The following is a 13,145-nucleotide window of genomic DNA, read 5'->3' on the forward strand; positions in this document are numbered from 1 at the left end:
CACCAGCGACCCCGTCTTCCGGGCGGGCCTGGCACGCCCGCCGGAGGAGGACCCCCAGGGCGCGGTGCTGCGCTGGGTGCAGCTGTTCGCGAACGCCCTGAGCTGGGACGACCTCGCCTGGCTGCGTTCGCTGACCGACCTTCCGTTGCTCCTGAAGGGCATCTGCCATCCCGACGACGCGCGGCGCGCCAAGGACGGAGGCGTCGACGGCATTTACTGCTCCAACCACGGCGGCCGCCAGGCCAACGGCGGCCTGCCCGCGCTGGCGTCCCTACCCGAGGTGGTCGAGGCGGCCGACGGGCTGCCGGTGTTGTTCGACTCTGGGGTCCGCAGCGGCGCCGACGTCGTCAAGGCGCTCGCACTGGGCGCGACGGCGGTGGGTATCGGCCGGCCCTACGCCTACGGCCTGGCGCTCGGCGGCGCCGACGGGATCGTGCACGTGCTGCGCGCGATGTTGGCCGAGGCGGACCTGATCATGGCCGTGGACGGATATCCGACCCGCAAAGATCTCACCCCGGCTACGCTGCGGCGCGTCGACTGAGGCGATCCCGCGGCGCCTGCGACCGTGGAGCCGTGGAGGCGGTCCTCGAGGAGTTCGACGAGTACCTGGCGCTGCGGTGCGGCCGGTCGGCGCACACCCGGCGGGCCTACCTGGGGGACGTGCGCTCGCTGCTGGCGTTCTGCGACGGGCGCGGGGTCGGCCTGGACGGGCTGACCCTGCCGGTGCTGCGCTCGTGGCTGGCCGCGGCGGCCGGCGCGGGCGCGGCCCGCACCACGCTGGCTCGGCGCACCTCGGCGGTCAAGGCGTTCACCTCCTGGGCGGCGCGTCGCGGCCTGCTCGACGGGGATCCGGCCGCCCGGCTGGAGGTTCCCAAGGCGCACCGCACCCTGCCGGCCGTGCTGCGCAAGGACCAGGCCGCCGACGTCATGGACGCCGCGAAATCTGGTGCACAGCAAGGTGATCCGCTGGCGTTGCGGGACCGGCTGATCGTCGAGTTGCTGTATGCGACCGGGATCCGGGTGAGCGAGCTGTGCGGCCTGGACATCGATGACGTGGATACCCACCACCGGCTCGTGCGCGTCCTGGGCAAGGGCGACAAGCAGCGCACCGTGCCTTACGGGCTGCCGGCCGCCGACGCGCTGCGCGCATGGCTGGCCGACGGTCGCCCCGCTCTGGCGACCGCGGCGTCCGGGCCGGCGCTGCTGCTGGGCGCCCGCGGCCGGCGGCTCGACGTGCGCCAGGCGCGCACCGTCGTGCACCAGACCGTTGCCGCGGTCGACGGCGCGCCCGACATGGGCCCGCACGGACTGCGGCACAGCGCGGCCACGCACCTGCTCGAAGGGGGAGCCGACCTGCGGGTCGTGCAGGAACTGCTGGGGCATTCCAGCCTGGCGACCACCCAGCTCTACACCCATGTCGCGGTGTCGCGGCTGCGAGCGGTGCACGACCAGGCCCACCCGCGGGCCTAGCTCCCACGGCACGCGAGAGGAACTCAGCCGCCCAGCGGCTTGAGCCGCACCGGGGTGGACCTCAACAGGCCCAGCGGGTCGACGTAGCGGGCGCCCGATGCCGGTCCCCACATCGCACCCCAGTGCAGGCACGCCGCGGCGCCGCAGCCGGGGTGCCCGGCCAGCAACGAGCCGATCACCGTGCCGGTGGTCACCGCCTGACCGACCCGCACCGCCGCCCGGACGGGCTCGTAGCTGGTGCGCAGTCCGCCCGCATGGGCCAGCGACACGACCGGCCGCCCGGCCAGCGGCCCGGCGAACACCACGGTCGCGGTGCCTGCGGCGTACACCGGCTGCCCGGGTGCGCCGGCCAGGTCGACGCCCCGGTGGCCGGGCCGCCAGTCCGGCGCCGGGGCATCGAATCCGCGGGTCACGACCGGGCGCGGCCGCAGCGGCCAATCCAGCCGCTCGTCGCCGGCGGTCGCGGGCGCGGCGCCGGCCACCATCAGGCACAGCAGGAGCGGCAGGACCCGTCGCACCGGCCCAGTCCAGTGCCGCGGCGGTGGCACCACCAGTCAGGGCGGGGAGATGCTGTGGAGAAACCACCTGCGCAGGCGGTGTAAACTTCCGGTCGCAGCTCGCTTGCGGGCTGACTTCGCGCGTCTGCATCGCGGCTCCCGTTCCACTAGGACTCGCACCGCATGCCGGGCGGTCCCGACCGGGTTTCCCCGCCGGGTCCGGCACGCAGCAGATGCCAGGGCCCGGCCTCACCCGATGCCGGGCGGCAACCGACACACGTAAGGCACACCCATGGCCGTAGTCACCATGAAACAGCTGCTGGACAGCGGCACCCACTTCGGGCATCAGACCCGTCGGTGGAACCCCAAGATGAAGCGGTTCATCTTCACCGACCGCAACGGCATCTACATCATCGACCTGCAGCAGACGCTCACCTTCATCGACAAGGCGTACGAGTTCGTCAAGGAGACCGTCGCCCACGGCGGCACGGTGCTGTTCGTCGGCACCAAGAAGCAGGCGCAGGAGTCCGTCGCGGCCGAGGCCACCCGCGTCGGCATGCCGTACGTGAACCAGCGCTGGCTGGGCGGCATGCTGACCAACTTCTCCACGGTGCACAAGCGGCTGCAGCGCCTCAAGGAGCTCGAGGCGATGGAGCAGAGCGGGGGCTTCGAGGGTCGCACCAAGAAGGAAATCCTGATGCTGACCCGCGAGAAGAACAAGCTGGAGCGCAGCCTCGGCGGTATCCGCGACATGGCCAAGGTGCCCTCGGCGATCTGGGTCGTCGACACCAACAAGGAGCACATCGCCGTCGGCGAAGCCCGCAAGCTGGGCATCCCGGTGATCGCCATCCTGGACACCAACTGCGACCCCGACGAGGTCGACTACCCGATCCCGGGCAACGACGACGCGATCCGCTCGGCCGCGCTGCTGACCAAGGTGATCGCCTCCGCGGTCGCCGAGGGTCTGCAGGCCCGCGCCGGCGTGGGCCGCGGCGACGGCAAGCCCGAGGCGGAGTCCGCCGAGCCGCTCGCCGAGTGGGAGCAGGAACTGCTGGCCGCCGCGACAACGACAGCCACTGCCGGCGCCGAAGCTGCCGCGGGCACGGCCGAACCCACCACTGACCCTTCATAGGAAGGCTGATATGGCGAACTTCACCGCTGCCGACGTCAAGCGGCTTCGGGAACTCACCGGCGCCGGGATGCTCGACTGCAAGAACGCGCTGGCCGAAAGCGACGGCGACTTCGACAAGGCCGTCGAAGCGCTGCGGATCAAGGGGGCCAAAGACGTCGGCAAGCGCGCCGAGCGTGCCACGGCCGAGGGTCTGGTCGCTGCCAAGGGCGGCGCCCTCATCGAGCTCAACTCCGAGACCGACTTCGTCGCCAAGAACGCCGAGTTCCAGGCGCTGGCCGACCAGGTCGTCGACGCCGCGCTGGCCGCCAAGGCCACCGACGTCGACAGTCTCAAGACCGCCAAAATCGGTGACAAGACCGTCGAGCAGGCCATCGCCGACCTGTCGGCCAAGATCGGCGAGAAGCTCGAACTGCGCCGGGTGCAGTACTTCGATGGCAACGTAGAGACCTACCTGCACAAACGGGCCGCCGACCTGCCACCCGCCGTCGGGGTGCTGGTCGAGTTCGAGGGTCAGGACCAGGACGCCGCGCATGCCGTCGCGCTGCAGATCGCCGCGCTCAAGGCGCGCTACCTATCGCGCGATGACGTGCCCGAGGATGTCGTGGCCAGCGAGCGCCGCATCGCCGAGGAGACCGCCAAGGCCGAGGGCAAGCCGGAGCAGGCGCTGCCCAAGATCGTCGAGGGCCGGCTCAACGGCTTCTTCAAGGACGCGGTGCTGCTCGAGCAGCCGTCGGTGTCCGACAGCAAAAAGACCGTGAAGGCCCTGCTCGACGAGGCGGGCGTTACGGTGACCCGTTTCGTTCGCTTCGAGGTGGGCCAAGCCTAGGCACGCGCATGCGCCACGTGCACGCGTTCGGTGACGACGCCCTCGGCGACCTCGACGCGGTCGGCCTGGCCGACGCCCTGCGTGAAGGCCGGATCGGCCGGGCCGAGTTGGTCGAGGCTGCCATCGCCCGCACCGAGGCCGTCGACCCGGTGCTCAACGGCCTGGCCTACGCCGCGTTCCAGCAGGCCCGGGCCGCCGCAGAGGGGAAGCCCGCCGAAGGTTTCTTCGGCGGCGTCCCGACGTTCATCAAGGACAACATCGACGTCGCCGGCCAGCCGACGATGCACGGCACTGACGCGTGGACGCCCTGGCACGCCGCGGGCAACAGCGAGTTCACCGAGCTGTTCCTGGCCACCGGCCTGAACTCGGTGGGCAAGACCCAGTTGTCGGAGTTCGGGTTCAGCGCCTCGGCCGAACACCCCCGGCTGGGGCCGGTCCGTAACCCGTGGAACACCGAGTTCAGCGCCGGCGCCTCGTCGTCGGGATCGGGCGCTTTCGTCGCCGCCGGGGTGGTGCCGATCGCCCACGGCAACGACGGCGGCGGCTCCATCCGCATCCCGGCCGCCTGCAACGGGCTTATCGGGCTCAAACCGTCGCGCGGGCGGTTGCCCCTGGACCCGACGCTGCGCCGCATGCCGGTGGGCATCGTCACCAACGGCGTGCTGACCCGTTCGGTGCGGGACACCGCGGCGTTCTACCGGGAGGCCGAGCGTATCTGGCGCAACCGCAAACTGGCGCCGGTGGGGGACGTCACCGCACCCGGCAGGCGGCGGCTCCGCATCGCCGTGCTGACCCGCTCGGTCATGCGCGAGTGCAGCCCCGAGATGCGGGAGCTGACCCTGAAGTCGGCCGGGCTCCTCGAGGAACTTGGTCACCGTGTCGAACACGTCGACGAGCCGCCGGTGCCGGCCAGCTTCGTCGACGACTTCGTGCTGTATTGGGGATTCCTGGCGCTGGCGCAGGTCCGCATCGGGCGCCGCACGTTCGGCGACACGTTCGACCGCACCCGGCTGGACAGCCTGACGCTGGGCCTGGAGCGACACAGCGCCCGCAACCTCCACCGGCTTCCGTTCGCGATCGCGCGCCTGCGTCGGCTGCGGAGGCGCACCGCGGAATTCTTCGGCGCCTACGACGCGATACTCACGCCGACGCTGGCCGACGAGACGCCCCGCATCGGCCACCTGGCCCCCGTCGACTACCGGCAGGTCATCGACCGGCTGATCGACTGGGTCGCGTTCACCCCGCTGCAGAACGTGACCGGCGAGCCGGCGCTTTCGCTGCCGTTGGCCCAGTCGTCGGACGGCATGCCGGTGGGCATGATGCTGTCGGCCGACATGGGCCAGGAGGCGCTCCTGCTGGAGCTTGCCTACGAACTCGAAGAGGCCCGGCCGTGGGCCCGCATCCAGGCCGCAGAGCCGACCGCCTGACCGCAACCGTCCGTTTGCCGCGACGCGCTTTGCCGGGCATCCCCGTGGCTGCCGCGCCGGTCCGAATGCCCGGCCCGTGAGCCGCCCGCGGCGAACCGGTGCAGCACCTGGTCGGCATGGAGTTCGCGGGCGTGGCCGCGACCTGGGCGGTGGCCGCCTGACCGGGCAGCCGGCTAGTCCGACCCGAGCTTTTCGAGCATCCGCTTGAACTCGCGTTGCTGAGTTCCGGTCAGCTTCGCCAGGATGCGGGCGTCTGCCGCTCGTACCGCGGCCTCCGCGCGCTTCAACAACACGCGGCCCTGGCCGGTCAGCGTGGCCGGCAGCGCGCGTCCGGACGACACCGTCGACGGGCGTGTCACCGCCCCAACGTCTTGCAGCTTGCGCAGCACCGTGTTCATCGCCTGCGGCGTGACGTTGGTGTGGCGGGACAACTCGGCGCTGGATAGTCCGGGCGAGATCGAAAGGAGGCGCAGGCAGACGAATTCGGGCAGCGTCAGACCCAGCGGGCCCAGCGCCGCGGAGACCTCTGGGCGTAGAACGGCACCCACCCGGTAGAGGAGGTAACCAAGCGGGGCGTCGTGAGCCTGAACCATGTCAGCGATATTGACATATCCTTCGGTGCCGAACCCGCGACTCGCGTTTTCGCGCCGCGATTGCGGGTAGAGGCCCTTCATGACGCCGAAACCGTTCCGGGACCGCCGCGAGGTGGGTGAGGTGCTGTTCGGCCGACTGCAGCGCTACCGGGACCGTGACGACGTGGTGGTCCCAGCGCTGCCGTGCGGGGGAACTCCGGTGGTGGGCGCTGTGCCAGATTCCCCGCAGGACACCTGCGAGGAGTCGAGTCGGGTTGCCGACGACGAACTGGCGGATCTGCAGCGCCCCGGTCTCGATGTGGTATGCCGCGACGGCATGGCCGGGACCGGCGAACGGTTCCACGACCGGCAGAGCGCCCGACCGGTCACGGCGGCCGAAGAATGCTACCGCGGCATGTTCGGCGGTCGCGTCGCGTCCCGGAGCCTGCGCGACGGGCACATGCTCGAGACGTTGCGCGACGCCGACAAATATCCTTCCAAAAGCTCTGTTTGTAAGCACAGTTCGCCTACGGACCACGCGTCCGCCACCGAACTCGGCGATGGCCGAACGGCAGAGTCGATGTTTGCCGGCACGGATGGCCGAGCAGTTCGAGACCGTTCTGCACGTCGACCTGACCTCCGCTGTCCGGGCGCTACCCGCACGATCGGCGATCAACCACCAAAGGGCCGGTGTTCTTTGGAAGTTCATTCGGCATCCATGGAACGGCATGTCGCGCAGAAAAACTCGATGCCCACGCGTCGGTCCGGTGGCCGGGCGCGGTTCGGGCGGGGCCGCGCCGGGCGTGATATTGCATCAGGACAAACGGAAGCTGCCCTCCAATCTCCCGTGCTCCAAGTACTTCCAATGCGGGCGCCGTCGGCCCGCCAGGCGGGCCACCGCACGGACCAACGCGGCCTATCGAACCATCGGGCTCCCTACAGAGCTCACTACAGAGAGGTGATGACGTGAAGTGGCCGGACTTTTCGGAACTGGGGCAGAGATTGCGGATCGGAGCGGGCGACCGAGTGGCGCTGATCAACGCGCCCTCCGGGTACGAGCACGTCATTCCGGGAGTGGACGGGTCAACCCCTGACCGGGCCGACGTGGTCATCGGATTCATCGCGGGTCGAGGGGATCTGGACCTGCTCTCCGCCCTCTACGATGCCGTGCTCGCCGGCGGCCGGGGCTGGCTGGCCTATCCCAAGCCACGCCGGTCGGAAGTCGATCTGCAAATGCACCGGGACTGGCTGGCGCGGGAGGTGCGCCGCTACGGCGTGCACTCGATGGTGCACGTGTCGATCGACGAGTCCTGGTCGGCACTGGATGTGGAGGCCATCGCGCTCGACGGGGACGAAGCTTCGCTCGCCGAAGCGGATCTCGCCTGGCCCGTGTGATGACGGCGAAGCAAGAGCGGAGCCAACCGACAACGATCATGGAGACAAGGATGAGCAGGATTCGCTGGATGCTTCGACTGACGGTCGCCGGGATAGCGGCGGCGGCGATACCGGGATTGGCCGGCGTGAGCGGGGTTGCTGCGCCCGCGCGGGCCGCGGCGCCGGAATTCCTCAAGGTGCCGTCGCCGTCGATGGGACACGACATCACCGTCGAATTCCAGAAGGGCGGCGCGCCGGCGGTCTACCTGCTCGACGGGTTGCGCGCGCAGGACGACCGCAACGGCTGGGACATCAACACCAACGCGTTCGACGACTACGCCGGCTCGGGCATCTCGGTGGTGATGCCGGTCGGTGGGCGGTCCAGCTTCTATACCGACTGGTACGGTCCGGCCAACAACAGCGACGGTCCTCCCCAGACCTACAAATGGGAGACCTTCCTGACCAGCGAGTTGCCCGGCTACCTGGCGAACAGGGGCGTGAGCAGAACCGACGATGCCGTCGTCGGGATCTCGATGTCCGGATCCTCGGCCCTGATCCTGGCGGCCTACCACCCCAACCAGTTCAAGTATGCCGGCTCCCTGTCGGCCTACCTGACACCCTCGAGCGGCTCGGGTCCGATGTACATCGGGATGGCCATGGGTAACGAGGGCGGATTCAACCCGCACGACATGTGGGGACCGGATGGCGGACCCGGCTGGCAGCGCAACGATCCCACGGTGCAGGTCGGCCGGCTGGTTGCGAACGACACCCGGCTGTGGGTCTACAGCGGCAACGGGACGGCGTCGGAGATCGGCGAGGGCAGCATCCCGGGCACCGTGATCGAGCAGGTGGTCCTGGACAGCAACGTTGCGTTCAAGGACGCCTACATCAGCGCGGGCGGGCACAACGCGACGTTCAACATCGATCAGAACGGTGTGCACAGTTGGGGCTACTGGGGCGCGCAGCTGTCGGCGATGAAGCCCGACATGCAGCACACGCTCGGCGGCGGGGCGTCCGGATAGCCGCCTTGGACCCTACGTAGTCCTGACGGTTCGGGCGGCGCCGATGCGCCGCCGCCCGAACCGTTGCGCGGGCCGTCCCGTGAGCCGGTCAGCAGCGCGTGTGCCACCGGGGCACAACTCGCTGGGCATGCCGCAGGTTCACTGACGGTGCGGTCCGCCTGCGCGTATCACCTTCGTAACCAGAAGCTTTCGCCGCTTCGTCGGAATCGGCGGCCAGTCGGCTGACCTGTTCCAGTGCGTCCTGTTGGGTGGTGCCCAACGGGGTCAGTGTCGGAATGTCCAGGCAGCGGGCAAAATACTTCTGATATGTGGGAGACCACACGACACGATAGGTGTAGCGCGCCATCGTCAAAAAAGCTCCTCGGTCGGTATCGGGTTCGTCGCCGGCCGGCATCCGGTGGTGCCGTTCGCGTGCGCAGTGATCCCTCGGAGAGGGGAATCACCTGGATTCACGGGTGGCGTCTGCTCCAACGCTCTGTGCGGAACTCGGCTCAGCCGGCAGTGGCCGTCGATCGCGCCGGTTATCTCAATTCAGCCTGCGCCCAACCCTACCCGGACACCGCGGGTGTCGGCCCGATCGCGCGAACCGTGCAATCCCGCGCGCTCCGGCGGCGCGGGCTCCTCGCTTGTGGCTACCCCGCTGATCGGCGGATGACTCTGGGGCGCCTGGCCGGGCCCCCGACGCCGGTGGCCGTGGTACAGGTGTTGCCGGAGTGGCTTAATTGTGTTGCCGCACAAGCGATTTTCGTGGTGTTGCCGCAGGTGGGGCGGCCAAGCGCGACGCCTGCGCGGTAGCGACATGTTTGAGATTTCGGCCGACAGGTTATGGACCTTGTATGCGGTTGTCGCCAGAGAGCGGCTTTTCGACACGAAAGGAATGAACATGAAGTTCACCACTACGACTGCAAAAACTGCAGTTGCTGCCGGTGCGATCGCAGCGGCAAGCGTCTTCACCGCTGCGACGGCATCGGCGGCGCCGCCGACCGTGCAGGGCTTCGGCACCAGCGAAAAGCTCGTCGACGGGCCGTTGGTCACCGCCTACACCGTGAACAACCTGCACGCGACCAACACCGTCATTCCGGGTTACACCCCGAAAGGCAAGCTCTACCAGGCCGACATCACCGCCACGGCTGACGGTGGCACCGTCACCCCGCTGGTCTCGGACTTCAACGCCCGGTCGGCCGACGGCCAGACCTACCGGGTGATCGACAACGTCCCCACCCCCAACGGCCTGAGCCCGGCGCCGATCGCGCAAGGCCAGCAGTCGAGCGGGATGCTGTACTTCGACGTGACCGGTCAGCCGCCGAACGGCGTCGTCTACAACGACGGCGTGCAGGACGTTCTCATCTGGACGAGCAACGTCTGACGCCGCCCCCGGCTAGCCGACCTCCCCGCGTCGCCTGCGACGCGGGGAGGTTCGTTTCTGCGGTTCGCCACGGTGCTTCCGCCGCGCCGGAAGCGGGTATCCGACCCCTATGAGCGACGTGGATCACAGGCCGACCGAGTTACAGGAGCAAGCCCAGCATTACGCCGAACAGGCGCGCGCGCGGATGAAAAGCGTGCGCGACGACCAGGGCGGCGGGATCGGTGCATGGGTCGCCGAGCGCGCCGGCGAGTGGGATCTCGTCGGCCAGGACGAGGCCACCCTGCAGCGCCAGAAATTCCTGTGGAACCTGCTGGTCGACTACTGGTTCCGGATGGAGATCGACGGATGGGAGAACATTCCCGGGGCGCCGGTGCTGCTGGTCGGAATCCATTCCGGTGCCCCGTTCGTCTGGGACGCGTGGACTGTCGGCCTGCAATGGTGGCGTCGATACGGCCAGGACCGCCCGCTGCACGGCACGGCGCACGACGCGCTCATGGCCATCCCGGTCATCGGCAGCTACTTCCGATCGATGGGCGTGCTTCCCGCCGCCCCCGACGCCATCGCCACGGCCCTGGCCGAGGGACGCGACGTAGCGCTGTGGCCCGGTGGCGAGGTGGATTCGTTGCGCCCGTGGATCGAGCGTGACCGTGCCAACCTCGCGGGGCGGAAAGGCTTCGTGAAGATGGCGATCCGGGCCGGCGTTCCGATCGTGCCCATCGCCACGGTCGGCGGCGCGGACGCCATGCCGGTACTGATTCGCGGTGACGGGCTGTCCAAGGCCCTGCGGCTCGATCGGCTGTTGCGGCTCAAGGTTTTTCCGCTCGCGGTCTCGCTGCCGTGGGGGATCGCGCCGGCGGCGCTTCCGCAGCTGCCGCTGCCGGCCAAGATCAGGACGCGGTTCATGCCCGCCGTCGAACTCGATCACGACCCCGCGCGCGCGGAGGACGACGACTACGTCGACGGCAAGTATCGCGAGGTGCAAGAAGCGATTCAGCGGGGGATAGATGCGTTGGCGCGCAAGCGGGCGTTGCCGCTATTCGCCTGACGGGTGACGAAAGCCGTTGTGCCACAGGAGCGCTGCGCATCCAGTCAACCGTGGTCCGGGCCCGGATCGGACGGTCCCGACGGTGCCTGCGCGGGCGGTGGTTCGCCGACGATCCATTGCGGCCGTGGCGGTGTCGCCGCCATGTAACCCACCCCGCGGACGGTGGCGATCATAAATTCGTGTTCAGCCCCGAGCTTGGCGCGCAGCCGCCGCACGTGCACGTCGACCGTGCGGACACGGCCGTTGCTGTCATATCCCCACACCTCGTGCAGCAGCCGGGTACGGCTGAACGCGCGGCCGGCGTGCTGCACCAGGAAACTCAGCAATTTGAACTCCGTGAGCGTCAAATGCAGATCCGCGCCGTCCAGCGACCCCGTGCGGCTGGCCGGGTGGAGCATCAGGCCGCCGAACTTCAGCGAGCCGTTGAGGACGCTGCGCCGGCGCGCGATGGCCAGCCGAAGCCGCGCCTGCAGCTCGTCGGGCTCCGCGGCGGGGGGGATCACATCGTCGAAATGCCAGTCGGCGTCGAGCGCCGCGAAATCCGCGGGCGCCACGACGGCCACCACCGCGATCGCCGGGGCGTCGGCTGTCAGCCGTCGGCAGACCGTTCGGGCCGTCGCCGGGTCGGTGCGCGCGTCGATGATCGCGACGTCGGCGGAACCGGGATGCCCGTCGGCGTGACCGGTAAGGGACGAGCGCCGCAACCGGCCCGCAAACGACTTCAGCGTCGGCAACGCCGATTCGAAATCGTCCTCGTCGGTGACCAGTAGAACGTCCAACGGCATCTCCAAAACCGGGGTCTGCTCCCAGGCGCCTCGCGCGAAGATGCCTGCCAGCGCGGCGTGGATTACCCGTTTGCGAGGGAAATTATGCCAACCCACCCGGCTTTGCGGGTCCCGGGCCGCGCGAGCCGAAACACGCCCGGGAAAGATTTGCCCGCGGTTCGAGAACGCCGGAACGCCACCGGAATGCCAACGGAATGCCACCGAGATGCCGATGAGTCCGGCCCGTCGGCACGGGCCGGACTCATCGTTGGGTCAAGCTACTGGTGGGATTCCTGGCGCTTTTCGGCTGCCTCGGCGCTGCCGCGTGCAGCTTCTGCCTCGGCTTCCTTCTTGGCCGCGTTGCGTTGCGCTTCGGCCTTATCCTGCTGGGCCTGGCCCTCGCGAGTGAGGTTATCCTGGCCCGTCACCGCCCCGACGGCCTCCTTGGCCTTACCTTTGACGTCCTCGACGACGCCCTTCACGGCTTCCGCGGGTCCGGAGTTGTTGGTGTCCGCCATGGATCAGCTCCTCCTCATTGGCGTGCCTGAAAACGAGCGGTTTACGCTCCTTGCCGACCGGTGAACGATTCGGCAACACAGCAGCTGGCGGCCCTATTTCTCAAGACCGGTGGTTTCCTGCTGCGTATTCGCCTATTCCCCCGCCGCCGCGCGGCCAAACCTGTCCCGGGCGGGCCAGCACACCCCCGCCCGCGTGACCTGTGCCGATAATCCACCCCGCCGATGCCGGTATGTGCTGCGATGAGGCAGGATGTGCAAGGCCGTTCCGGATGAGTTCGCCCGGGATGGCGCTCTCATGCGAGGAGTCTGATGACGGAGCCGACGGAAGGCGCCAACGGCGTAGCGGCGAGTCGAGCCAAGTATTCGAGGGTGCTGCTCAAGCTGGGCGGGGAGATGTTCGGCGGCGGACAGGTCGGCTTGGATCCCGACGTGGTAGCCCGGGTGGCCCGCCAGATCGCCGAAGTGGTGCGGACCGGCGTGCAAGTCGCCGTGGTGATCGGCGGCGGAAACTTCTTCCGGGGCGCCCAGCTTCAACAGCGCGGCATGGAACGCACCCGGTCGGACTACATGGGGATGCTCGGCACGGTGATGAACAGCCTTGCGCTGCAAGATTTCCTGGAGAAGGAGGGCATAGTCACCAGGGTCCAGACCGCGATCACCATGGGCCAGGTGGCCGAGCCCTACCTCCCATTGCGGGCCGTCCGCCACCTGGAGAAGGGCCGGGTGGTGATCTTCGGCGCCGGCATGGGCCTGCCGTACTTCTCCACCGACACCACCGCGGCGCAGCGGGCGCTGGAGATCGGCGCGGACGTGGTCTTGATGGCCAAGGCGGTCGACGGCGTGTTCACCGAGGATCCCCGGGTGAATCCCGAGGCCGAGCTGCTGACCGTGATCACCCACCGCGAGGTGATCGACCGCGGCCTGCGGGTGGCCGACACCACCGCATTCAGCCTGTGCATGGACAATGGCATGCCGATCCTGGTGTTCAACCTGCTGACCAATGGCAATATCGCCCGCGCGGTCGCTGGTGAGAAGATCGGAACGCTGGTCACCACCTGAGGGGAAGACGCGATGATCGACGCTGGCGACGATGCAGAGCGCAGCGATGAGGAGGAGCAGCGCACATGATCGA

General features: G+C 69.0%; 14 protein-coding genes and 1 pseudogene. 10 read left to right on the forward strand and 5 right to left on the reverse strand.

Annotated features, from left to right (window positions below):
- Together AC2VOR_RS19525 and AC2VOR_RS19530 are read left to right on the forward strand one after the other, a co-directional pair.
- A partial coding sequence (locus AC2VOR_RS19525; RefSeq protein WP_486964346.1) for an alpha-hydroxy-acid oxidizing protein occupies positions 1-541 on the forward strand: 541 nt, incomplete at its 5' end.
- A 32-nt stretch (positions 542-573) separates the two neighbouring features.
- A complete protein-coding gene (locus AC2VOR_RS19530; RefSeq protein WP_369739530.1) occupies positions 574-1,470 on the forward strand; it encodes a tyrosine recombinase XerC in 897 nt (298 codons plus the stop codon).
- 32 nt (positions 1,471-1,502) lie between these two features.
- Here the strand turns inward: AC2VOR_RS19530 and AC2VOR_RS19535 are convergent.
- Positions 1,503-2,024, reverse strand: a pseudogene (locus AC2VOR_RS19535) (M23 family metallopeptidase); the annotation flags it as partial.
- A 235-nt stretch (positions 2,025-2,259) separates the two neighbouring features.
- Between AC2VOR_RS19535 and rpsB the strand changes: the two are divergent.
- From rpsB to AC2VOR_RS19550, 3 genes are read left to right on the forward strand one after another with little or no spacing between them, the layout of a single operon-like run.
- The gene (gene rpsB / locus AC2VOR_RS19540) at positions 2,260-3,099 is read left to right on the forward strand and encodes a 30S ribosomal protein S2 (RefSeq protein WP_369739529.1); all 840 of its coding nucleotides are present in this window, start codon (positions 2,260-2,262) and stop codon (positions 3,097-3,099) included.
- Positions 3,100-3,109: 10 nt separating this feature from the next.
- Positions 3,110-3,925, forward strand: a complete 816-nt coding sequence (tsf, locus tag AC2VOR_RS19545) for a translation elongation factor Ts (RefSeq protein ID WP_369739528.1) — start codon at positions 3,110-3,112, stop codon at positions 3,923-3,925.
- 8 nt (positions 3,926-3,933) lie between these two features.
- The gene (locus AC2VOR_RS19550; protein ID WP_369739526.1) at positions 3,934-5,352 is read left to right on the forward strand and encodes an amidase; all 1,419 of its coding nucleotides are present in this window, start codon (positions 3,934-3,936) and stop codon (positions 5,350-5,352) included.
- Positions 5,353-5,525: 173 nt separating this feature from the next.
- Here the strand turns inward: AC2VOR_RS19550 and AC2VOR_RS19555 are convergent, their stop codons facing one another.
- Entirely contained in the window at positions 5,526-5,945 is a 420-nt protein-coding gene (locus AC2VOR_RS19555; RefSeq protein WP_369739524.1) for a MarR family winged helix-turn-helix transcriptional regulator, read from the reverse strand.
- 945 nt (positions 5,946-6,890) lie between these two features.
- Here AC2VOR_RS19555 and AC2VOR_RS19560 point away from each other — a divergent pair.
- Positions 6,891-7,319, forward strand: coding sequence for a hypothetical protein (locus AC2VOR_RS19560; protein WP_369739521.1), 429 nt, complete (start codon positions 6,891-6,893; stop codon positions 7,317-7,319).
- 50 nt (positions 7,320-7,369) lie between these two features.
- Positions 7,370-8,320 carry an esterase family protein gene (locus AC2VOR_RS19565; RefSeq protein ID WP_486964347.1) on the forward strand — a complete coding sequence of 317 codons (951 nt, stop codon included), beginning with the start codon at positions 7,370-7,372 and terminating at the stop codon, positions 8,318-8,320.
- 88 nt (positions 8,321-8,408) lie between these two features.
- Here AC2VOR_RS19565 and AC2VOR_RS19570 read toward each other — a convergent pair whose 3' ends face one another.
- Positions 8,409-8,666, reverse strand: coding sequence for a hypothetical protein (locus AC2VOR_RS19570; RefSeq protein WP_369739519.1), 258 nt, complete (start codon positions 8,664-8,666; stop codon positions 8,409-8,411).
- A 537-nt stretch (positions 8,667-9,203) separates the two neighbouring features.
- Here AC2VOR_RS19570 and AC2VOR_RS19575 point away from each other — a divergent pair.
- Positions 9,204-9,686 (forward strand): MPT63 family protein, encoded by a 483-nt coding sequence (locus AC2VOR_RS19575; RefSeq protein ID WP_369739518.1) that lies wholly within the window; start codon positions 9,204-9,206, stop codon positions 9,684-9,686.
- Between the two features lie 109 nt (positions 9,687-9,795).
- A complete protein-coding gene (locus tag AC2VOR_RS19580; RefSeq protein WP_369739517.1) occupies positions 9,796-10,731 on the forward strand; it encodes a lysophospholipid acyltransferase family protein in 936 nt (311 codons plus the stop codon).
- Between the two features lie 44 nt (positions 10,732-10,775).
- On the opposite strand, the gene AC2VOR_RS19585 is transcribed toward AC2VOR_RS19580, so the two are convergent.
- Positions 10,776-11,516, reverse strand: coding sequence for a winged helix-turn-helix domain-containing protein (locus AC2VOR_RS19585; RefSeq protein WP_369739516.1), 741 nt, complete (start codon positions 11,514-11,516; stop codon positions 10,776-10,778).
- Between the two features lie 257 nt (positions 11,517-11,773).
- Entirely contained in the window at positions 11,774-12,013 is a 240-nt protein-coding gene (mbp1, locus tag AC2VOR_RS19590; protein WP_369739515.1) for a microaggregate-binding protein 1, read from the reverse strand.
- A 309-nt stretch (positions 12,014-12,322) separates the two neighbouring features.
- Here mbp1 and pyrH point away from each other — a divergent pair, with 309 nt between their 5' ends.
- Complete coding sequence (gene pyrH, locus AC2VOR_RS19595; protein ID WP_369739514.1) at positions 12,323-13,072, forward strand: UMP kinase; 750 nt, start codon at positions 12,323-12,325, stop codon at positions 13,070-13,072.
- Positions 13,073-13,145 lie beyond the last annotated feature (73 nt).

The organism is Mycobacterium sp. TH-M103 (assembly GCF_057473785.1).

What these genes read in the sequence shown, in the direction of transcription:
- rpsB (WP_369739529.1), top strand. Translation starts at nt 2,260, where the DNA reads ATGGCCGTAGTCACCATGAAACAGCTGCTGGACAGCGGCACCCACTTC.
- tsf (WP_369739528.1), top strand. Translation starts at nt 3,110, where the DNA reads ATGGCGAACTTCACCGCTGCCGACGTCAAGCGGCTTCGGGAACTCACC.
- AC2VOR_RS19550 (WP_369739526.1), top strand. Translation starts at nt 3,934, where the DNA reads ATGCGCCACGTGCACGCGTTCGGTGACGACGCCCTCGGCGACCTCGAC.
- AC2VOR_RS19555 (WP_369739524.1), bottom strand. Translation starts at nt 5,945, where the DNA reads ATGGTTCAGGCTCACGACGCCCCGCTTGGTTACCTCCTCTACCGGGTG.
- AC2VOR_RS19565 (WP_486964347.1), top strand. Translation starts at nt 7,370, where the DNA reads ATGAGCAGGATTCGCTGGATGCTTCGACTGACGGTCGCCGGGATAGCG.
- AC2VOR_RS19570 (WP_369739519.1), bottom strand. Translation starts at nt 8,666, where the DNA reads ATGGCGCGCTACACCTATCGTGTCGTGTGGTCTCCCACATATCAGAAG.
- AC2VOR_RS19575 (WP_369739518.1), top strand. Translation starts at nt 9,204, where the DNA reads ATGAAGTTCACCACTACGACTGCAAAAACTGCAGTTGCTGCCGGTGCG.
- AC2VOR_RS19580 (WP_369739517.1), top strand. Translation starts at nt 9,796, where the DNA reads ATGAGCGACGTGGATCACAGGCCGACCGAGTTACAGGAGCAAGCCCAG.
- AC2VOR_RS19585 (WP_369739516.1), bottom strand. Translation starts at nt 11,516, where the DNA reads ATGCCGTTGGACGTTCTACTGGTCACCGACGAGGACGATTTCGAATCG.
- mbp1 (WP_369739515.1), bottom strand. Translation starts at nt 12,013, where the DNA reads ATGGCGGACACCAACAACTCCGGACCCGCGGAAGCCGTGAAGGGCGTC.
- pyrH (WP_369739514.1), top strand. Translation starts at nt 12,323, where the DNA reads ATGACGGAGCCGACGGAAGGCGCCAACGGCGTAGCGGCGAGTCGAGCC.